The organism is Amycolatopsis sp. NPDC028719 (assembly GCF_055565395.1).
On sequence record NZ_JBVHUL010000005.1, the window covers coordinates 566,313 to 585,596 of the forward strand.

The window sequence follows — 19,284 nt, forward strand, 5'->3', positions numbered from 1 at the left end:
AGCCTGCCGACGTCGTACGCTGTGACATGCGGGGCTTCGCCCCGAGCCGGGGGCTCCGCCACCCGGGCCCCCGGAAGAAGTGTGTGGTTCGTTAGCCTTTCCAGGCAGCGAGAACCGCCCATTGTCGAAGGAGAGCAGTCGCAGTGCTCCGCACTCACAACGCCGGCACCCTGCGTGCCGAGCAGGCCGGACAGACCGTCACCCTCACCGGATGGGTGGCCCGGCGGCGCGATCACGGCGGCGTCATCTTCATCGACCTGCGTGATGCCAGCGGCGTCGCCCAGGTCGTCTTCCGCGAGGGCGAGATGGCCGAGCGCGCGCACGCGCTGCGCTCGGAGTTCTGCGTCAAGATCGTCGGCGAGGTCGCGAAGCGCCCCGAGGGCAACGCGAACGCCGAGATCCCCACCGGCGAGATCGAGGTCCTCGCGACCCAGCTCGAGGTACTGTCCGAGGCCGCTCCGCTGCCGTTCCCGATCGACGACCGGGTCGACGTCGGCGAGGAGATCCGCCTCAAGCACCGCTACCTCGACCTGCGCCGCAGCGGCCCGGCCGCGGCCATGCGGCTGCGCAGCGAGGTCAGCCGCGCCGCCCGCGAGGTGCTGCACAACCAGGACTTCGTCGAGATCGAGACCCCGACGATGACCCGCTCCACCCCGGAAGGCGCCCGCGACTTCCTGGTCCCGGCCCGGCTCAAGCCCGGCTCCTGGTACGCCCTGCCGCAGTCGCCGCAGCTGTTCAAGCAGCTGCTGATGGTCGGCGGCATGGAGCGGTACTACCAGATCGCGCGCTGCTACCGCGACGAAGACTTCCGCGCCGACCGCCAGCCGGAGTTCACCCAGCTCGACATCGAGATGAGCTTCGTCGAGCAGGACGACGTCATCGCCATCGGCGAGCAGATCGTCTCCGCGCTGTGGAAGCTGATCGGGCACGAGATCCCGCGGCCGATCCCGCGCATCACCTACCACGAGGCGATGGCCAAGTACGGCTCGGACAAGCCGGACCTGCGCTTCGACCTCGAGATCACCGACATGACGGAGTTCTTCGCCGACACGCCGTTCCGCGTGTTCCAGGCGCCGTACGTCGGCGCGGTCGTGATGGCCGGCGGCGCCTCGCAGCCGCGTCGCCAGCTCGACGCGTGGCAGGAGTGGGCGAAGCAGCGCGGCGCCCGCGGCCTCGCGTACATCCTCGTGAACGAGGACGGCACGCTCGGCGGCCCGGTCGCGAAGAACCTGTCCGAGACCGAGCGCGAGAACGTCGCGGCCGCCGCGGGCGCGAAGCCGGGCGATTGCATCTTCTTCTCCGCGGGCAAGGCCTCGAGCACGCAGCCGCTGCTCGGCGCCGCGCGCGACGAGATCGGCAAGCGCCTCGGCCTGATCGACGAGGACGCCTGGTCGTTCGTGTGGGTCGTCGACGCGCCGCTGTTCGCGCCGGTCGAGGACATCGGCGACGACGTCGCCGTCGGCTCCGGCAAGTGGACCGCGGTGCACCACGCGTTCACCTCGCCGACCCCGGAGTGGATCGACAAGTTCGAGCAGGACCCGGGCAACGCCCTGGCCTACGCCTACGACATCGTCTGCAACGGCAACGAAATCGGCGGCGGCTCGATCCGTATCCACCGCGGCGACGTCCAGAAGCGCGTCTTCAGCCTGATGGGCCTCGGCGAGGAGGAGGCGCAGGAGAAGTTCGGCTTCCTGCTCGACGCCTTCGCCTTCGGCCCGCCGCCGCACGGCGGCATCGCGTTCGGCTGGGACCGCATCGTCATGCTGCTGGCCAAGGCCGACTCGCTGCGGGACGTGATCGCGTTCCCGAAGACGGGCGGCGGCTACGACCCGCTGACCGCGGCGCCGGCGCCGATCACGGCGCAGCAGCGCAAGGAAGCCGGCATCGACGCCAAGCCGGCCGCGCCCCCGCAGAACTAGTGCTGCACCTCAGGGCCGTGTGCCCGCCGGACAAGACCGCCCAGGCGCTCGACATCCTGCGGGCCCACGCCGGGGTAGCGCACCTGATCGTGCACCGCGGCGTGGCCGTGTCGCCGGAGGGCGACCTGGTCGAGGCTGACATCGCGCGCGAAGCGGCGGACGAAATCGTCGAAGCGCTGTGCGTGCTCGAACTCGACCACACCGGCGGCATCACGCTCGAAGTGATCGACACCGCGCTGTCCGACGCCGCCGACGACGCGGAGGAGAAGGCGCCGGGCGAGGGCGCGGACGCCGTGGTGTGGCAGGAACTGCTGTCCCGCACCGGCGAGGAGTCGCGGCTCAACGTGACGTTCCTGGCGTTCCTCACGATCGCCTGCCTGCTCGCCGCGGTCGGCGTGCTCACGGATTCCGCCGTGACCATCGTCGGCGCGATGGTCGTCGGCCCGGAGTTCGGGCCCCTGGCCGCGCTCGCGGTCGGGGTGGTGCTGCGGCGGTGGGACCTCGTCCGGCTCGCGGGGGCGGCGCTGGCGATCGGCTTCCCGCTGGCGATGGTCGTCACGCTGGGCGGCGCCCTGCTGGTGCGCGTGACGGACGTCTTCGGCGCGCAGGCGTTCGAGCTGAAGCGGCACAGCGAGGTCGACTTCGTGTTCTCGGTCGGCGTACCGTCGCTGGTTGTGGCGATGCTGGCCGGAGCGGCCGGGATGCTCGCCATGACGTCGGCGAAGTCGGCCGCCTTGGTGGGGGTGTTCATCTCCGTGACCACGGTGCCGGCTGCGGGGTATGCGGTCGTGGCGGCCGTGGCGGGGGAGTGGAACCGATGCGTCCAATCGGTGGGTCAGCTGCTGGTCAACCTTCTCGGAATCGTTGCAGCTGCGGCCATTGTGTTGATCGTGCGCCGGAATGGGCAACGTTCACCGGTGGGGATGCGTCCGCTTCCACGGGGATGAACCCCGCCTGGGCCGGATGCGACTTCTTGTCCGGATGTCAGTAGTCATGGTTGCTCAGTCACGAGTAGGGTCGGTGACAATGACAGTCGACACCTCCTCCACCGGCGACGCTGGGGTCGGGGCAGGAGCCGAGCACCTCGCCATCGCCGCGGCGGTCGCGGCGGGCGAGTCCGTTCTCTCGCGCCGGTTCGGGAGTGCGATCACGCTGGTCGCGCCCGAAGACCTCGCGGGGAGCGGGCCGGCGACGGTGGTCCGGGCGAGGGTGGTGTCGTCGTCCTTCGCGCTGCCGCGCACGCTGGTCATCAAGCACTACCCGGACCAGCCGTCCTCGGGCGCCGACCCGTTCGCCCAGGAGGCGGTCAGCTACCAGCTGTTCACCGCGCTGGCGCCGGACGAGCGGATGTGCCCCGAGCTGCTGGCCCACGACGGCCGCGCCCGCGTGCTGGTGCTGGAGGACCTCGGCCGCACGCCGACGCTGGAGGACAAGCTCTACGCCCGGGATTCCCGGGCGGCCGAGCGCGCGCTGCTGTCGTGGGCGCGTTCGCTGGGGCGGCTGCACGCGAGCACGGCGGGGCGCGAAGCCGACTTCAACGCGCTGCTGCGGCGCCTCGGCGGCCCGGCGAAGACCGATCCGGGCGGCGACGAGCCGTACGACCGCGTGCCGGCGGTGATCCAGGAACGGCTGGGCATCCCGGCGCCGGAGGAGGTCCTCGCACAGGTGGCGACGGCGCGGGAGCAGGCTGCTTCGGCCGGGTTCCGCGCGTTCAGCCCGGTGGAGCTGAGCCCGGACAACAACCTCGTGACGGGCGAGAGCGTCCGCTTCCTCGACTTCGAGTACGGCCGCGTCCGCTCGGCCCTGGTCGACGCGGCCCACCTGCGGCTGCCGTTCGCGAGCTGGCCGGACGCGCTGGCCCTGCCGGCGGGCATGAGCGAGGCGATGATCGCGGCGTGGCGCGCGGAGGTGGTGGGGGTCTGGCCGGCGCTGGCCGACGACGAGGTCCTGGCCGAGCACCTGACGACCAGCGAGCTGCTGCGGGTGTGGGTCCTCACGGGCGAGGAGCTGGGCTCGCTGGACCTGTCCCGGCACGCCGCCCCGGTGAGCCGCGAGGCGGCGCTGGTGACGTGGTGGCGGGACTTGGCCAAGCATGCGGGGTACGTCCGGATGACGGCGGTTTCGGAGTTCGCGGCGAGGGTGGCGGCGGCTTTGGCCGCGCGGCTGGGACCGCACGCCGACCTGGCGTTCTACCCGGCTTTCCGCTGAGTCCGGCCGGCTGTCCACAGGTCGGCCGTGATGTGGACAGGTCGGCTCGGCTTCGGCCTTTCCCGGCTTCTCGTCGGGCCTCGCCGATACGCTGGAGGCGGGGCCGGCCCCCAGGGACGGGCGGGGGCTGCTTTTCGGGGCGGAAGGTGGGCGACTCTGCCGCCGAAAGCGGGTAGCTGGGCTGGGTCGCGGTGGTGGCAGTCCGGACGTCTTGAATGACTCATTCATGTCGTCGGACGCCGTGAATGAGTCATTCACGGCATCGCGGCCGGTGCCTCGAGCCCCCGCCGGTCTTCCTGAGCACCGCCGGCGCCTCGGCCGACCGCGCGTAGCCAGCGGGTTCGCAGGGGCGCCGTCGACGCGGACGGGACTTTTCCGGCGCCGGTGAGGTGAGCGTCAAGAATTAGGCGCCCGGTCGTGGGCGTGTTACCTCGTCCTCACCGCAAGTGAGCTTCCGTGGCCGATGGTCGTGGGCGTGACCGTGATGAGTGTCGAAGTCACCCCCGAACCCTCCCGCCCGAGCCGCCCCACGCCCGCGCCCCAGCTCGTGGCCGTGCCGCCGTGTGAGCCGCTCAAGCATGCCCGGCGGCTCGTCGTGCTCGGGGACTCCACCGCCGTCGGGCTCGGGGATCCGCTGCCCGGGCGGGGTGGCTGGCGGGGCGTCGGCCCGCTCGCCGCCGCCGCGCTCGGGGTCGAGGCCGGTGGCTACCTCAACCCCGCCTTCGCCGGCGCCCGGATGCGGTGCGTGCTCACCGAACAGGTGCCCGCCGCCGTCGCGCACCGGCCGGATGTCGCGCTGCTCGTGGCCGGCATGAACGACACCCTGCGCCCGGACTTCGACGCCGCCCGCGTCGCCGGCGACCTCACCGAGGTCATCCACCGGCTCCGCCAGGTGAACACGACCGTCGTCCCGGTCCGGTTCCACGACCACAGCAAGGTCTTCCGCCTCCCGCCGTCGCTCAAGCGCGCCCTCAGTGCCCGCGTCGCCGAGCTGAACGCCGCCATCGACGAGGTCGTCGCCCGCGAGGGCGTGCCCTGCCTCGACCTCGACCGCCTCCCCGGCGCCTACGACCTGGCGGTGTGGAGCGTCGACCGGCTGCATCCCTCCGAACTCGGCCACCGCCTGCTCGCGGACGGCTTCACCGGCCTCCTCGCCGAAGCCGGCTTCGCCGTTCCCGAGCCGGTGAGCCTCACCTGCGGCGGCGGTGTCGAGCCGAGCGCCGCCGGGCACGTCGGGTGGCTGGTGCTCAAGGGAATCCCGTGGCTCTGGCGCCGCGGCCGCGAATTCCTGCCCTACGCCGCGGTCATCATGTGGAACTCGTTCCGCGCCCGCTGAACACCCGCAGCGCCTCCGCGTCCGAAGCCGGGTTCCGGACGAAGTAGTCCGCCCAAGCCTCGATGCCGGGATAACCCGACCGCGCGGCCAGGAAGCGGCACGCCTCCTCGATGTCGTACGACGTCCGCCGCAGCTGGACGCCGTCGCCGAGCAGCGCCCAGTGCGCACCCGTTGCGCCGTAAGGCATTCCGACGCTGCCGGGGTTGACGACCAGCCGCCGGTCGGCGAGCCGGACGAACGGCATGTGCGTGTGCCCGCAGACGACCGTCTCCTCGGCCACCCCGGAAAGAACCTCCGCCCAGCGTTCGAGCGGGCTGTCGACGAGCACGATTTCCGTGTCGTCGCGCGGGGTCGCGTGGCAGAACAGCACGCCGTCGAGCGACACCGTCAGCGGCAGGGCGTCGAGCACCGGCAGGTCCGCGGGCCGCAGCTGCCGCGCCGCCCACGGGAAGATCGGGTCCGGGACGAACTTCCCGGTCCCGCGTGCGGACGCCGCCAGCTCCCGGTCCGCGTTGCCCCGTACCCAGACCGCCCGCGAGCCCAGCGCCAGCAGCCGGTCCAGCGTTTCCACCGGCATCGGGCCCGCGAGCATGTCGCCGAGCAGCACGATCCCGTCCGCCGCTTCGACGTCCGGCTCGGCGAGCACCGCCTCCAACGCGGGCAGCACGCCGTGGATGTCCGAGAGCACCGCCACGTTCATCGGTCCACCCTCGGGCACGGAAGCGCCCCGGGCGAGGGGTTTCGCCCAGGGCGCAACCGGCCTACGCCGTGGTGAGCGGCAGCTCCCGCACACCCGTCATGTTCGGGTTGATCTGGAACTTCGGCGGCTCACCGGGAATCGTGCGCAGCGCCGGGTAGCGGTCGAGCAGGATGTTCAGCGCCACCCGGCCTTCGAGCCGCGCGAGCGGCGCCCCGATGCAGAAGTGGATGCCGCGGCCGAACGCCAGGTGCGGGTTCGGGTCGCGCAGCGGGTTGAACGTGTCCGGCTCGGCGAACACCCGGTCGTCGCGGTTGGCGGCCGCCACCCAGACCATCAGCATCCGGTCCGCGGGCACGGTCGCCCCGCCCAGCTCCACTTCGCGCGTGGTCGCGCGGGCCACCGCCGCGAACGGGGACAGGTACCGCAGCGACTCCTCGATCGCCGGCGGCACCAGGGACCGGTCGGCGCGCACGCGCTCGTCCCACTCCGGGTGCGTGTCCAGGCACAGCACCGCGTTGCCGAGCAGCATCGTGGTGGTGATGTGCCCGGCCAGCAGCAGGACGTTGGCGAAGTTGACGACCTCGTTGCGGGTCAGCTTCTCCCCGTCGAGCTCGGCTTCGACGAGCTTCGTCAGCAGGTCCTCCCGAGGCTGCTTCCGCCGTTCGTCGACGTGCTGGCCCAGGTACTCGACGAGCGCCTTCTGCCCCTCCAGGGACTTCTTGACCGCCTCCTCCCGCCCCTTCGTCTGCTCCTTCAGCGAGAACTGCTCCGAGGAGTCGAAGAGCTTGTCCACCCAGCCCTTGAACAGGTGCCGGTCGCTCGCGGGGACCCCCAGCAGCTCCGCGATGACGATCACCGGCAACGGGTAGGCGAGGTCTTCGACCAGCTCGAGCCGGCCGTCGCCGCCCGCCGCGTCGAGCATCTCGTTCGTCACCGCGGCGATGCGCGGCTCGAGGTCCGCGACGACCTTCGGGGTGAACGCGCGGCTGACGAGCTTGCGCATCTTGTTGTGCAGCGGCGGGTCCAGCTGCAGCAGGTTGCCCGCCGACATCTCCTCGAGGTCGACGTCGGGCATCATGTCCTTCGGCACCAGCCGGGTGGTGTCCGAGGAGTACGTCGCCGGGTCGCGCAGAACCTCTTCGGCCTCCGGGTGCCCGTAGACGTTCCAGAACCCGAGCTCCTCCGCGTGGTGCACGCGCTCTCCGGGCTGCTTCCCCCGCAGCCAGAACTGGGCTTCGTGGAGTCCCCAGGTGTCCGCTTGAGTGGTGGTCATGTCCGCCCCTTCTTTCCCCTGTGTGGCCCCGGGATCAGCCGGGTGCCCTGGTGGGATCGTGTGCGTAGATCCCTTGCCGGTAGCCCGAAACGAGCTGCTCGAGCGCCGAACTGAGTTCCGCCGCCACGTCCGCGACCGCCCCGGGATCGGGCTCCCCGGCCGGCTCGAACGCGGTGCGGACGACGTGCGCGAGGGCTTCCGCCTTCGCCTCCGGCGAGATGCCGTCGAACTCGTCGGTCAGCGTCCCGCCGAAGTAGAAGCCGACCGCCGTGGCGTTGAGCGCGAAGGACAGGTTCGGGATGTCCGACCGGACCAGGCCGTGCCGCAGCATGGTGTCCTCGAACTGCGTGCGGAGCTCGTCCTGCTGCTTCCTCAGGGCGAGGTCGCCGAGCGAACCGAACATGTCGGCGTTGCCGCGCAGCATCGCCATCACCAGCGGCCGCCGGTGGGTGACGAGGAACGACGCCGAGATCATCCGGTGCGGGAGGATCATCGCCGGGTCGGCCTTGATCCGGCCCAGGATCTCGTCGGTCAGGTCGGCCGACTCGCGCATCATCAGCGCCTGGAACAGCAGTTCCTTGTTGCGCCAGTGCAGGTAGACGGTGCCCTTGCCGATGCCGACCGCGCGCGCGATGTCGTCGACCGCCACCTTCCGGTAGCCCATGCGCAGCAGCAGCTCGCCCGCCGCGTCCAGGATGCGGTCGGCGCGCTCGCGGTTGGGATGGCTCATGCGTCTCCACCTGCTGATCCGTTGAACGTTTGACTTGTTGACCGGAACCGTACTTTCGGTCAATCAGTCACCACGACGGTAGCGCCGTTCCGGGGACCGCGGCAAGGGGTTCTGTCGGTGCCGTCGGTTAACGTCATCGGTGTGGCACAGGACGAGCTCTTCACCGTGAACGTCGACGTCGAGCCTCCGCCGGAGCGCACGACGTCGAACGCGGCCGAAACGCAGGCGGACCCGGCGAGCTCCCCGCTGGCCGTGCGGATGCGGCCGCGGTCGCTCGACGAGGTCGTCGGCCAGCAGCACCTGCTGCGCGAAGGGGCCCCGCTGCGGCGGCTGGTCGAAGGCGCCGCGCCGGCGTCCGTGCTGCTCTACGGCCCGCCCGGCACCGGCAAGACGACGCTGGCCAACCTGGTCTCGATCGCCACCGGACGCCGGTTCGTCGCGATGTCGGCGCTCTCGGCAGGTGTGAAAGAGGTGCGCGGGGTCATCGAGGAGGCCCGGCGGCGCCGGCAGTACAACACCGAGAACACCGTCCTGTTCATCGACGAGGTGCACCGCTTCTCCAAGACCCAGCAGGACGCGCTGCTCGGCGCGGTCGAGGACCGCACGGTCCTGCTGGTCGCGGCGACCACCGAGAACCCGTCGTTCTCCGTCGTCTCGCCGCTGCTTTCGCGCTCGCTGGTGCTGCAGCTGCGCCCGCTGACCGACGACGACATCACCCGGCTGCTGGAGCGCGCGCTGGCCGACGAGCGCGGCCTCGGCGGCGAACTGACGCTGACCGACGACGCGCGCGCCCACCTCGTCCGGCTCGCGGGCGGGGACGCGCGGCGGGCGCTCACGGCCCTGGAGGCGGCGGCGGACGCGGCCTCGGCCACCGAGGCGAAGACGATCGACCTGCCGACCGTCGAGTCCACTGTGGACAAGGCCGCCGTGCGCTACGACCGCGACGGCGACCAGCACTACGACGTCATCAGCGCGTTCATCAAGTCGATCCGCGGGTCCGATGTGGACGCCGCGCTGCACTACCTGGCCCGGATGATCGAGGCGGGGGAGGACCCGCGGTTCCTCGCGCGGCGGCTGGTCGTGCACGCCAGCGAAGACATCGGCCTCGCCGACCCGACGGCGTTGCAGGCGGCGGTCGCGGCCTCGCACGCCGTCCAGTTCATCGGCATGCCCGAGGGCAGGCTGGCGCTCGCGCAGGCGACGATCCACCTGGCCACGGCGCCGAAGTCGAACGCGGTCGTGACGGGCATCGACGCCGCGCTGGCCGACGTCCGGGCCGGGCTCGCCGGCACCGTCCCGCCGCACCTGCGCGACGGGCACTACGCGGGCGCGAAGAAGCTCGGCAACGCGCAGGGCTACCGCTACCCGCACAACGTCCCGGAAGGCGTGCTGGCCCAGCAGTACCCCCCGGACGAGCTGGTCGGCAAGGACTACTACGAGCCGACCCAGCGCGGCGCCGAGCGCACGCTCGCCGAGCGCGTCCCGAAGCTGCGCCGGACGATCCGCGGGGAAAAGTGAGCCCGGCGGCGGAATCTTCGGCACGTGATCACGGTCGTGGCCCCCGAAAGCCGCGATCGACGGGTTTCGTAAGCTTCGCGCCCTGAGGCGGCCACGAACCGGGCCGCCGTGACCGCAGGAGGCGCTCCCGTGCCCGCGACGCTGCAGTGCATCGTCCTGGATTGCCCGGAACCGGTCGTGCTCGCGAACTTCTACCAGGAGCTGCTCGGGGGCGAGGTGGACCGGCCGGACCCGCGGTGGCGGGTCGACCAGGACTTCTCGACCCTGCACGTGGCCGGGCTGGTCCTCGGGTTCCAGCGCTCGGCGGACCACCAGCCGCCGCGGTGGCCGGACCCGGCCCACCCCCAGCAGTTCCACCTCGACTTCGAGGTCGACGACATGCGCGTGACCCACCACCAGGTCCTCATCCACGGCGGCCGGCTGCTCGACCCGGATCCCGACGGCCGCGGCTGGCGCGTCTACGCCGACCCGGCGGGTCACCCGTTCTGCCTCCTCGGCGACTACTGACCGGACTGCGGGGCGCCCGGCCGTTCGGCACGATGGGGACATGAGCGTCGCGTTTCTCGGAACCGGAATCATGGGCGCGCCGATGGCGGCCAACATCGCGAAGGCGGGCCTCGAGGTCCGGGTCTGGAACCGGACCCGGGCGAAGGCCGAGCCCGTCGCCGACGTCGCGACGGTCGCGGACTCGGCGGCCGCGGCGGCCGAGGGCGCGGACATCCTCGTGACGATGCTCGCGGACGGTCCTGCGGTCGCTTCGGCGTTCGAAGCCGCTTCGCCCGCTTCGGGAACGTTGTGGCTGCAGATGAGCACGGTCGGCCTCGACTGGACCGACCGGCTCGCGGCGGCGGCCGAAAAGGCGGGTGTGGTGTTCGTCGACGCGCCCGTGCTCGGCACGCGAACGCCCGCCGAGCAGGCACAGCTGCAGGTGCTGGCGTCCGGGCCGGAGGAGGCCCGCCCCGCGGCCACGCCGGTGTTCGACGCGGTCGCCGTCAAGACGCAGTGGCTCGGCCCGGCGGGCAACGGCAGCCGGCTGAAGCTGGTGATGAACGCGTGGGTGCTCGCGCTGACGAACGGGACGGCGGAGAGCCTCGGCCTCGCCCAGGGGCTGGGCCTGGACCCGGCGCTGTTCCTGGAGACGATCAAGGGCGGCGGCCTCGACGTGGGCTACGCGCACGTGAAGGGCGCTGCGATGCTGTCGGGCGAGTACCCGCCGTCGTTCCCGGCCGGCTTGGCGGCGAAGGACGCGAGGCTGGTGGTCGAGGCGGCGGGCTCGGAGGTCGACGTGGCGGGTGCTCGCGCGGTGCTGTCCCACCTGGAAGCCGCGGTCGCCGCCGGCCACGGCGACGAAGACATGGCGGCCCTCTACCGCGCGGTCCTGAAGTCGTCCTGACCCGGGCTCCAAGCGCCCCAAGGTGGCCTTCGGTGCGTCTGACGCACCGAAGGCCGCCTTGGGTGCGTCTGACGCAACCAAGGCCACCTTGGGGCGCTGCTAGGCCGGGATGAGCGTTGCCAGGCGGTCGATGCCCAGGCCGCTCGTCATCAACCTCTCCTTCGCGTTGCCCAGCAGCCGGCGGGTCCACGGCGTGAAGCCGCCGTCGCCGACCTCGGCCAGGCCGCCGCCGAAGTCCGCGTACACCTTGAAGCACAGCCCTTCGTAGTAGCCGCCGCGCCCGCCCTCGCGCTCCGGGAACGGGTGGACCGGCACCTCCACCTCGTCCGCCAGGTCCGCGAACCGCGGGTCCAGCACCGTCACCCCGAGCGAAACCGCGCCGGCTCCGAGCGAGGAGCACGCCGCCGCCATCAGCCGGGCGTGCTCGGCCAGCGCCGCCCGTTCGAACGCGAGGTCGCCCGTGTCCCGGCCCGCCGTCACCGCGCCGAACAGCGAGAAGTGCGCGAACATCCCGGCGCCGTCCACGCGCTGGGCCCGCACCACCCGCTGGACCGTCGCCAGGCGGACCACGGAAGCCGAAGCGCGCCGGACCGCCGCCTCCAGGGCCAGCCCCGTCGTCGGGTCCGCCGCGACCTCCGTGCCGCGGCCGGTCGGCACCACCCGGTGCTGGGCCAGCCCGGTCACCACCGAATGCGTGCCCAGCGGAACCACCGGCGCGAGCGTCACCAGGTCGAACCCCGACGCCGCGCCGAGCAGAGCGTCCTCGACCCGCCGCAGCGAACCGAACGGCAGCGGGCTCGCCGCGACGAACCGGTCGTCGCGGTGCCGGCGCAGCACGTCGGCCGGGGCCAGCCGCTTCGCCCGCCGCCGCGCGACCTCCAGCTGGACCGTCGTCAGGTCGGCGCCCGGCAACGCGGCCAGCACGTCGGCCGCCGTGCCGCCCGGGCCGGAAAGGACCCGGCGCCCGGGTCCGTCGTCGTGTGCCATCGCCCAGGTGTACCGCGCGGCCGTCGCGGGGAGCGAGGTGTTTTCGAGCCCGCGCGGGGTGACACGGTCGGGAACCCGGCCAGGCGGTAACCTCACCAGCACCCAAGACCCGTGAACCGAGTATCCAGTCCCGTGAATCCGAGGAGGGCCCGTGTCGGCAGGGCAGATCGCCGCGTTGATCGCCGCAGGAGCATTCGTGGTGCTGGTCGTCCTGCTGGCGATCCCGCTGATCAAGCTCGGCAAGACGCTGGACGCGGCCACCGAGGCGATCGAGCGCACCAACAGCAACACCGACCCGCTGCTGATCGGCGCGAACCAGACGATCACGCACGTCAACGCGCAGCTGGAGCGGGTCGACGGCATCACGTCGAACGCGCAGGCCGTCACCGGGAACGTCTCCGCGCTGGCGTCGGTGTTCACCGCGACGCTGGGCGGCCCGCTGGTCAAGACCGCGGCGCTGTCCTACGGGCTCAGCAAGGCGATCAAGGCGCGCAAGAAGAAGAGCGCCGCCAAGGCCGCGAAGAAGGCCGCGAAGTGAAGCGGCTGTTCTGGCTCGGCGTCGGTGTGGTCACCGGCGTCGTGCTGTCGCGCAAGGCCGCCGAAACCGCTCGTCAGGCCACTCCGGCCGGGTTAGCATCGAACCTGGGCGACGCCGTGCGCGAGCTGGCGGGCGCCGTGGGTTCGTTCGGCGCCGAGGTGCGCGCCGGCATGAGCGAGCGAGAGCAGGAGCTGCACGACATGGTCGAGGAGCGGGCGGGCGTGGTGACGCCCCAGGCGTCCGGCCGGCACGCCGCCGACCGCCGGCCCGTCCGGCGAGCTCGCCGGGCGGAGCGCTGACCGGTCGCGCCTGCGCGACCCGGAAGCCGCCCCGCCGCCGCCGTCACCCCGTTCTCCGGTACCAGCACAAGGACTGACCCCGTGGACACACACGAAATCACCGACCGTTTCCTGCGCCATTTCGAGAGCAAGGGCCACACGCGCGTGCCCAGCGCGCCGCTGATCCTCGACGACCCGAACCTGCTGTTCGTCAACGCCGGCATGGTGCAGTTCAAGCCGTACTTCCTCGGTGAGGCGCCGCCGCCGTACCCGCGCGCGACCTCCGTGCAGAAGTGCGTGCGCACGCCGGACATCGACGAGGTCGGCAAGACCACCCGGCACAACACGTTCTTCCAGATGGCCGGCAACTTCTCCTTCGGCGACTACTTCAAGGAAGGCGCCATCGAGAACGCCTGGGAGCTGATCACCAAGCCCCAGGGCGAAGGCGGCTTCGGCCTCGACCCGAACCGGATCTGGGCGACCGTCTACAACGACGACGCCGAGGCGGCGGGCCTGTGGCGCAAGCTCACCGGCCTGCCCGGCGAGCGCATCCAGGAGCGCGACGGCAAGGACAACTACTGGGACATGGGCGTGCCCGGTCCCGGTGGCCCGTGCTCGGAGATCTACTACGACCGCGGCCCGGCGTACGGCCGCGAGGGCGGCCCGGTCGCGGACGAGGACCGCTACATCGAGATCTGGAACCTCGTCTTCATGCAGGACGTCCGCGGCGACCTGAGCCCCAAGCTCGGGCACAAGCCGATCGGCGAGCTGCCGAAGAAGAACATCGACACCGGCATGGGCGTCGAGCGCGTCGCGACGATCCTGCAGGGCGTCGAGAACGTCTACGAGACCGACCTCGTGCGCCCGGTCATCGGCCGCGCCGAGGAGTTCTCCGGCCGCCGCTACGGCTCGAACCACGCCGACGACGTCCGGTTCCGCGTCATCGCCGACCACGCCCGCACCGGCGTCATGCTGATCGGCGACGGCGTCACCCCGGGCAACGACGGCCGCGGCTACGTGCTGCGCCGGCTGCTGCGCCGCATCGTCCGCTCCACGCGCCTGCTCGGCGTGCAGGAGCCGGTGCTGCAGGAGTTCGCGAAGGTCGTGCGCGACACCATGGGCCCGACCTACCCCGAGCTGGTCGACGGCTTCGACCGGATCAACGAGGTCGTGCGGATCGAGGAGGAGGCCTTCCTCTCGACGCTGACCAGCGGCTCGCGCATCTTCGACCTCGCGGCCGAGGAGACCAAGCGCGGCGGCGGGGACGTGCTGGCGGGCGACAAGGCGTTCCAGCTGCACGACACGTACGGCTTCCCGATCGACCTCACCCTCGAGATGGCGGCCGAGCAAGGCCTCACCGTCGACGAGGACGGCTTCCGCACGCTCATGAACGAGCAGCGCACCCGCGCGAAGGCGGACGCGGCGTCGCGCAAGACCGGCCACGGCGACCTCTCGGAGTACCGGAAGGTCCTGGAGCAGCACGGCGAGACCGAGTTCCTCGGCTACACCGACCTGCAGGCCGAGGCGAAGGTCGTCGCGCTGCTCGAAGACGGGCAGCCGGTCCGCAGCGTCTCGGCGGGCAAGAAGGCGGAGCTGGTCCTCGACCGGACGCCGTTCTACGCCGAGAGCGGTGGCCAGGTCGCCGACACCGGCGTGCTGCTCGGCGACGGCGTCGAGCTGAAGGTCCTCGACGTCCAGAAGATCGTCCCGGGCCTGTTCGTGCACCGCGTCGAGGTCACCGAGGGCGAAGTCGGCCTCGACACGAAGGTCACCGGCTCGGTCGACGCGCACCGCCGGCTGTCCATCGAGCGCTCGCACTCCGCGACGCACCTGGTGCACGCGGCCGTCCGCGGCGCGTACGGCAAGCGCGCGGCGCAGGCGGGTTCGCTGAACTCGCCGGGCCGCATGCGGTTCGACTTCACCACGCCGGGTTCGGTCTCGGCGGACGTGCTGACCGAGGTCGAGCAGGAGGTCAACGACTACCTGCAGACCAACGTCGAGGTGCAGAGCTTCACCACGACCAAGGACAAGGCCCTCGAGCTGGGCGCGGTCGCGCTGTTCGGCGAGAAGTACGGCAACGACGTCCGCGTGGTCGACATGGGCGAGTACTCCCGCGAGCTCTGCGGTGGCACGCACGTCGACCGGATCGGCCAGCTCGGCCTGGTCAAGCTGGTCTCCGACGCCTCCATCGGCTCGGGCGTGCACCGCGTCGAGGCGCTCGTGGGCGGCGACGCGCTGAAGTACGTCCGCAAGGAGCAGCTGCTGGTCTCGCAGCTGGCGAACACCTTCAAGGTGCCGTCGGAGGAGCTGCCGGGCCGCATCGAGGACGTCCTGACCCGGCTGAAGAACGCCGAGAAGGAGATCACGCAGCTCAAGACCCAGCAGGTGCTGGGCTCGGCGGGCTCGCTGCTCGACAAGGCGCAGGAGATCGGCGGCGTCACCGTGGTGGCCGAGGTCGTCCCGGACGTCGACGGCAACGGCCTGCGCGCCCTCGCGTCGGACCTCCGCGGCCGGCTCGGCTCGCGGCCCGGTGTGGTGGCGCTGTTCTCGCCGGCCGGCGAGAAGCTCAGCTTCGTCGTCGCGACGACCAAGGCCGCCCAGGACAAGGGCATCGCCGCCGGCAAGCTCGTGCCGTCGTTCGCCGAGAAGATCGGCGGCCGCGGCGGCGGCAAGCCCGACATGGCCCAGGGTGGTGGCACGAACCCGGCCGGCGCGAACGAGGCGGTCACGGCCCTGCGCGCGGCGATTGCCGGCATTGGTTAACCGCGGAAACCGCGGCCCGGACCGGCCCGGGCCGGGCGATCCGGGCCGGGGGCGGCGGCTCGGTGTCGATGTCGGATCCGTCCGGGTCGGCGTCGCACTGAGCGATCCGGCCCCCGTGCTCGCGTCGCCATTGGTTACCCTCTCCCGCGATGCGACCGACGACAGTGATCTGGACCAGCTGGCCGCCCTCGTCACCGAGCACGAGGTGGTCGAGGTGATCGTGGGCTTGCCGCGAACGCTCGCCAACCGGCAGGGTCCGGCGGCCGAGCTGGCGATCGCGTATTCTGAACGCCTGGCCGGGCGCATCGCGCCCGTGCCGGTCCGGCTGGGCGACGAGCGGCTGACCACGGTCACCGCATCCCGCATCCTCTCCCAGCGCGGGGTCAAAGGCCGCAAGCAGCGCGCGGTGGTCGACCAGGCCGCCGCCGTGGAGATCCTGCAGGCCTGGATCGACGCCGCCGCTGCGCACCGCGCCCGGGAGGGAGACCGATGAACGACGAGCAGCCACCCGAGCCCCCTCGCGGGCGCAGGCGACTCCGGGAACCGGGGCCGGCCACCCCGCCGCCGTCCCGGCCCGCACCACGTCGTGCGGATCCGCAGGATCCCCGCGCGAGTGGTTACCAGGAGCTTCCGCAGCCGTCTCGGCGCAGCGGCTCCCACGAGCTGCCCCAGCCGTCCCGCCGGGCGCGGCCCGAGGCGGGGCCCGACCCGCGTCGCGACGCGCCGCCGGGCGGCCGCCGTCGCCGCCTCGAGCCGCCGGGCACGCTGCCCCCGGCCGACGACGAGTTCGACCCGCGGGAGGCCGAGCGCTCGGCTCCGGTCCGCGCCCGGCACGGCCTCGACGACGGCGCCGATGCCCCGGCCCCGCGCCGCCGCGCGGCCCCGGAACCCGGCGAGCCCGCCGAACCGCGGCGCCGCCGGGCGGCCCCGGTGCCCGCTCCCGAGGCCGAGGCCCCGCGCCGCCGCCGTCCCGTGCCGGAACCCGAAGCCCCCCGTCGCCGGCCGACCCCCGAAGAGCTGGCCGAGGCCGAAGCCGCGCGCCGCCACCAGGCGATGCTCGACCTGGAAGAGGCCGCCGAAGCGCAAGCCGCCCGGCTCCGCGGCGTGCCGGAGGAGGGCCAAGCCCCGCGCCGCCTCCGGGCCGCCTCGGACGAGGTGGCCGACCTCGCGCGCTTCCGGGCCGAAGGTGCCGAGCCGGCGCCCGGCCGGCGTCGTGCCGCTCCCGACCCGGCCGAAGCCGCCGAGCCGCGGCGGCGCCGCGCGGTACCCGATCCCGACGAAGCCGGCGACGCGCGCCGGCGTCGTGCGGCGCTCGATCCCGACGCCGTGTCCGACCCCCGCCGGGGCGCACCGGAATCCCCGCGGCGGCCCGTCCAGCCGGGTGACCGCTCTGTCGGCGTGCCCGAACCCGGCGTGGAGCCGCCTCGGCGCCGTCGTCCGCCGCCCCCGCCCGTGCGCGAGGAACCGGTCACCGAAATCATCCCCGCGCAGGCCCCGGCACCCCCGGCAGATCCGGCGCACGAGGAGCCCGAGGAGTTCTTCGCCGGGGAAGACGAGTACGCGGAGTACGACGACTACGACGAGTACGCCGACGGCTACGAGGACTACGACGAGGCCGAGTACGAAGAGGACTACGAGGACGAGCCGAAGAAGCCGCGCAAGAAGAAGGGCAAGCGCGCCCTCGGCTGGGTCGCCGCGCTCGTGGTGATCGTGCTGCTCGCGGGCGGCGCCTACTACGGCTTCAACAAGATCTTCGGCTACGAAGACTTCGAAGGCGCCGGCGACCGGGACGTGCTGTTCCAGGTCGACGACGGCGACTCGACGTCGGCGATCGGCGCGAAGCTCGCCACGGCGGGCGTCGTCGCCAGCGGCAAGGCGTTCGTCAAGGCCGGCGAGGACAACCCCAAGCTGTCGCGGATCCAGCACGGCTTCTACGTGATGAAGTCGCACATGTCCGGGGCCGCGGCGGTCGACCGGATCCTCGCGGCCGGTTCGCGGGTCGGGCAGCTGGAGATCCGGCCCTACACCCAGTTCGACGACATCAAGCAGCCCGACGGCAAGGTCACGCCCGGCGTCTACAGCTTGATGGCGAAGGCGTCGTGCGCGCAGATCGACGGCAAGAGCACCTGCGTGAGCGCCGACGACCTGCGCAAGGTGGTCGACGGTGCCGACCTCAAGACGCTCGGCGTGCCGGAGTGGGCGGTCGAGCCCGCGAACAAGGCCGACCGCAAGGACCGCCGGCTCGAGGGCCTGATCGCGCCGGGTCTCTACGACGTCCGCCCCGGGGCGAGTGCGCAGGAGATCATCGGGCAGCTGGTGCGCACCTCGGCCGAGGCGATCCAGAACGCCGGCTTGAGCCCGCAGTCGACCGGGCCGGAGATGACGCCGTACCAGACGCTGATCATCGCCTCGATCATCGAACGCGAGGCGGTGAAGGCCGACTTCGGCAAGCTCTCGCGGGTGATCTACAACCGGCTCGCGAGCAACATGCGGCTGCAGATGGACTCCACGGTCAACTACGTCCTGGACCGCCCGACCCTGGCGACCAACGACGACGACCGGAACCGGGCCGGGGCGTACAACACCTACAAGAACGCGGGCCTGACCCCGACGCCGATCTCGGTGCCCAGCGCCGACGCCATCCAGGCGGCGGTGCACCCGGCGGCCGGTGCCTGGCTCTACTTCGTCAAGTGCGAGAAGAACGGCCTGTCCTGCTTCGGGGTCACGTTCGACGACCACAAGAAGAACGTCGAGAAGGCCAAGGCGAACGGTGCCTTCTGAGCCCCGGCGGGCCGCGGTCCTGGGCAAGCCGGTGGCGCACTCGCTGTCCCCGGTGCTGCACGGCGCCGCGTTCGCCGCGCTCGGCCTGACCGGCTGGACGTACGAGCGGATCGAGACGGGCGCCGAGGAGCTCCCCGGTCTGGTCGCCGGCCTCGGCCCGGAGTGGGCCGGGCTGTCGGTCACCATGCCGGGCAAGCGCGCGGCACTGGACCACGCGGACGAGGTGACGCCGCGCGCGGCCGCGGTCGGCGCGGCCAACACCCTGGTCCGCACCGCGAAGGGCTGGCTCGCGGACTGCACCGACGTCGACGGCGTCACCGGCGCGCTGCGGGCGGCGGGCGGCTACGAGCCGGCGCCCGGGGACACCGGCGTCGTGCTCGGCGCGGGCGGCACGGCGGCCGCGGCGGTCGTCGGGCTCGCGGCGCTGGGTGTGCGGCAGGTGCGCCTGGTCGTGCGGGATCCCGCACGGGCCGGTGAAACCCTCGACGCGGCGAAGCGGGCTTCGGTCGACGTCGACGTGCTTCGCTGGGCCGAGGCGGACTTCGCGGCGTTGGGATCCGCGGCGGTGCTGGTGAACACCGTGCCACCGGAGGCCGTTCTCCCGCACGTGGCCGACCTAGCGGCGGTCGCGCACGTCCTCGACGTCATCTACCACCCGTGGCCGACACCGCTCGCCGAAGCCGTCGCGGCTCGTGGCGGCCGGCTCGCGACCGGGCTGGACATGCTGCTGCACCAGGCGTTCGGGCAGGCCGAGCACTTCACCGGCCGCCCGGCTCCCCGCGCGGAGATGCGCGACGCGCTGCGCGAAGCCACCGGGAACCTGCTGCCGCTGCCGATCTCGTAAATCCGCTTGCGCGCGT

The 19,284-nt window shown here is 72.3% G+C and carries 17 protein-coding genes; 13 read left to right on the plus strand and 4 right to left on the minus strand.

The features are described from left to right. The first annotated feature begins 143 nt into the window (after positions 1-143). The 4 genes from aspS to ACZ4TR_RS25950 all read left to right on the plus strand — a co-directional run bounded on the left by aspS (position 144) and on the right by ACZ4TR_RS25950 (position 5,463). Entirely contained in the window at positions 144-1,919 is a 1,776-nt protein-coding gene (aspS, locus tag ACZ4TR_RS25935) for an aspartate--tRNA ligase (RefSeq protein ID WP_465289393.1), read from the plus strand. Further along, on the plus strand, positions 1,919-2,866 hold the full coding sequence (locus tag ACZ4TR_RS25940; RefSeq protein ID WP_465289394.1) for a DUF389 domain-containing protein: 948 nt from the start codon (positions 1,919-1,921) through the stop codon (positions 2,864-2,866). Before aspS ends, ACZ4TR_RS25940 begins: the two co-directional genes overlap by 1 nt. 79 nt (positions 2,867-2,945) lie before the next feature. Beyond that, on the plus strand, positions 2,946-4,127 hold the full coding sequence (locus ACZ4TR_RS25945; RefSeq protein ID WP_465289395.1) for a phosphotransferase: 1,182 nt from the start codon (positions 2,946-2,948) through the stop codon (positions 4,125-4,127). A 463-nt stretch (positions 4,128-4,590) separates the two neighbouring features. Then, entirely contained in the window at positions 4,591-5,463 is an 873-nt protein-coding gene (locus tag ACZ4TR_RS25950) for an SGNH/GDSL hydrolase family protein (RefSeq protein ID WP_465289396.1), read from the plus strand. On the opposite strand, the gene ACZ4TR_RS25955 is transcribed toward ACZ4TR_RS25950, so the two are convergent. The 3 genes from ACZ4TR_RS25955 to ACZ4TR_RS25965 all read right to left on the minus strand — a co-directional run bounded on the left by ACZ4TR_RS25955 (position 5,435) and on the right by ACZ4TR_RS25965 (position 8,166). Beyond that, entirely contained in the window at positions 5,435-6,163 is a 729-nt protein-coding gene (locus ACZ4TR_RS25955; protein ID WP_465289397.1) for a metallophosphoesterase family protein, read from the minus strand. The genes ACZ4TR_RS25950 and ACZ4TR_RS25955 overlap by 29 nt on opposite strands. A gap of 61 nt (positions 6,164-6,224) precedes the next feature. Continuing rightward, positions 6,225-7,436 carry a cytochrome P450 gene (locus ACZ4TR_RS25960; protein ID WP_465289398.1) on the minus strand — a complete coding sequence of 404 codons (1,212 nt, stop codon included), beginning with the start codon at positions 7,434-7,436 and terminating at the stop codon, positions 6,225-6,227. 34 nt (positions 7,437-7,470) lie between these two features. Continuing rightward, a complete protein-coding gene (locus tag ACZ4TR_RS25965) occupies positions 7,471-8,166 on the minus strand; it encodes a TetR/AcrR family transcriptional regulator (protein ID WP_465289399.1) in 696 nt (231 codons plus the stop codon). A 141-nt stretch (positions 8,167-8,307) separates the two neighbouring features. On the opposite strand from ACZ4TR_RS25965, the gene ACZ4TR_RS25970 reads away from it, so the two are divergent. The 3 genes from ACZ4TR_RS25970 to ACZ4TR_RS25980 all read left to right on the plus strand — a co-directional run bounded on the left by ACZ4TR_RS25970 (position 8,308) and on the right by ACZ4TR_RS25980 (position 11,077). Then, the gene (locus ACZ4TR_RS25970; protein ID WP_364523158.1) at positions 8,308-9,684 is read left to right on the plus strand and encodes a replication-associated recombination protein A; all 1,377 of its coding nucleotides are present in this window, start codon (positions 8,308-8,310) and stop codon (positions 9,682-9,684) included. A gap of 129 nt (positions 9,685-9,813) precedes the next feature. Further along, positions 9,814-10,191, plus strand: a complete 378-nt coding sequence (locus ACZ4TR_RS25975; protein ID WP_364523156.1) for a VOC family protein — start codon at positions 9,814-9,816, stop codon at positions 10,189-10,191. A gap of 40 nt (positions 10,192-10,231) precedes the next feature. After that, a complete protein-coding gene (locus ACZ4TR_RS25980; protein WP_465289400.1) occupies positions 10,232-11,077 on the plus strand; it encodes an NAD(P)-dependent oxidoreductase in 846 nt (281 codons plus the stop codon). Between the two features lie 99 nt (positions 11,078-11,176). On the opposite strand, the gene ACZ4TR_RS25985 is transcribed toward ACZ4TR_RS25980, so the two are convergent. After that, positions 11,177-12,064 carry a hypothetical protein gene (locus tag ACZ4TR_RS25985; protein ID WP_465289401.1) on the minus strand — a complete coding sequence of 296 codons (888 nt, stop codon included), beginning with the start codon at positions 12,062-12,064 and terminating at the stop codon, positions 11,177-11,179. Between the two features lie 151 nt (positions 12,065-12,215). Here ACZ4TR_RS25985 and ACZ4TR_RS25990 point away from each other — a divergent pair, with 151 nt between their 5' ends. The 6 genes from ACZ4TR_RS25990 (at position 12,216) to ACZ4TR_RS26015 (ending at position 19,268) form a co-directional block, all read left to right on the plus strand. Next, entirely contained in the window at positions 12,216-12,602 is a 387-nt protein-coding gene (locus ACZ4TR_RS25990; RefSeq protein WP_364529519.1) for a DUF948 domain-containing protein, read from the plus strand. Continuing rightward, a complete protein-coding gene (locus ACZ4TR_RS25995; RefSeq protein ID WP_364529522.1) occupies positions 12,599-12,901 on the plus strand; it encodes a hypothetical protein in 303 nt (100 codons plus the stop codon). The genes ACZ4TR_RS25990 and ACZ4TR_RS25995 overlap by 4 nt, the downstream gene beginning before the upstream one ends. Before the next feature lie 81 nt (positions 12,902-12,982). Beyond that, a complete protein-coding gene (gene alaS / locus ACZ4TR_RS26000; RefSeq protein WP_465289402.1) occupies positions 12,983-15,643 on the plus strand; it encodes an alanine--tRNA ligase in 2,661 nt (886 codons plus the stop codon). After that, a complete protein-coding gene (ruvX, locus tag ACZ4TR_RS26005) occupies positions 15,636-16,136 on the plus strand; it encodes a Holliday junction resolvase RuvX (RefSeq protein ID WP_364529528.1) in 501 nt (166 codons plus the stop codon). The genes alaS and ruvX overlap by 8 nt, the downstream gene beginning before the upstream one ends. Further along, positions 16,133-18,424, plus strand: a complete 2,292-nt coding sequence (mltG, locus tag ACZ4TR_RS26010) for an endolytic transglycosylase MltG (protein ID WP_465289403.1) — start codon at positions 16,133-16,135, stop codon at positions 18,422-18,424. Before ruvX ends, mltG begins: the two co-directional genes overlap by 4 nt. Then, positions 18,414-19,268: a shikimate dehydrogenase gene (locus ACZ4TR_RS26015; RefSeq protein ID WP_465289404.1), complete on the plus strand. Its 855-nt coding sequence runs from the start codon at positions 18,414-18,416 to the stop codon at positions 19,266-19,268. The genes mltG and ACZ4TR_RS26015 overlap by 11 nt, the downstream gene beginning before the upstream one ends. Positions 19,269-19,284: the final 16 nt, after the last annotated feature.

Excerpts from the sequence above, each read along its gene's own strand:
- ACZ4TR_RS25955 (WP_465289397.1), bottom strand. The coding sequence starts at position 6,163 with ATGAACGTGGCGGTGCTCTCGGACATCCACGGCGTGCTGCCCGCGTTG.
- ACZ4TR_RS25985 (WP_465289401.1), bottom strand. The coding sequence starts at position 12,064 with ATGGCACACGACGACGGACCCGGGCGCCGGGTCCTTTCCGGCCCGGGC.
- ACZ4TR_RS25950 (WP_465289396.1), top strand. The coding sequence starts at position 4,591 with ATGGTCGTGGGCGTGACCGTGATGAGTGTCGAAGTCACCCCCGAACCC.
- ACZ4TR_RS25980 (WP_465289400.1), top strand. The coding sequence starts at position 10,232 with ATGAGCGTCGCGTTTCTCGGAACCGGAATCATGGGCGCGCCGATGGCG.
- ACZ4TR_RS25960 (WP_465289398.1), bottom strand. The coding sequence starts at position 7,436 with ATGACCACCACTCAAGCGGACACCTGGGGACTCCACGAAGCCCAGTTC.
- ACZ4TR_RS25965 (WP_465289399.1), bottom strand. The coding sequence starts at position 8,166 with ATGAGCCATCCCAACCGCGAGCGCGCCGACCGCATCCTGGACGCGGCG.
- mltG (WP_465289403.1), top strand. The coding sequence starts at position 16,133 with ATGAACGACGAGCAGCCACCCGAGCCCCCTCGCGGGCGCAGGCGACTC.
- ACZ4TR_RS25945 (WP_465289395.1), top strand. The coding sequence starts at position 2,946 with ATGACAGTCGACACCTCCTCCACCGGCGACGCTGGGGTCGGGGCAGGA.